Source organism: Megasphaera indica (assembly GCF_046614755.1).
Classification (GTDB): Bacteria; Bacillota; Negativicutes; order Veillonellales; family Megasphaeraceae; genus Megasphaera; species Megasphaera intestinihominis.
On sequence record NZ_JBKKJR010000055.1, the window covers coordinates 1 to 562 of the forward strand.

The following is a 562-nucleotide window of genomic DNA, read 5'->3' on the forward strand; positions in this document are numbered from 1 at the left end:
GTTGATAATTTTCAATCTTAAATCGATTCAGCCATTCTCGCTTAATCAAGGCATGGAATGATTCTATGCAGGCATTATCCCATGGATAGCCTTTCTTCGAATAGCTGCGGCGCATCTGTGCGGTTTCCTTGATATAGGATTGCGAAAGATATTGACAACCGCGGTCAGTGTGAATTACTACCAGACGGCCTGGATTCCTGGTTTGCTTTGCCATTTGAATCATCCTAACAATGCTAGATGCATCCAACTTCCGGGATAAATTCCAGGCAATGATTTTTCGAGAAAACAAATCCATGATACTGGCCAGATACACAAATCCTTCAGTGGTCCAAATATAAGTAATATCGCTGCACCAGATTGTGTCTGGTCTTGGCGGATTAAATTGTTCTTGCAGAATGTTAACCAATATAGCATCCAAACAACGGCTCTGGGTCGTAACGGTATAATGCTTGACCCAACAAGCACGAATCCCCATTTGCCGCATGTAAAGGCCCACTGTCCTTTCGGAAATACATTCACCTTTCTTTTGAAGCAATTTAGTAATTTTGGGTGCTCCATAGAT

1 protein-coding gene is annotated in these 562 nt (G+C 42.2%); it reads right to left on the reverse strand.

The genetic code is table 11. From position 1 onward, the window contains the following. The coding region (locus tag ACFCTO_RS12140; protein WP_499876970.1) for an IS3 family transposase at nt 1-562 on the reverse strand (562 nt) is incomplete at both ends.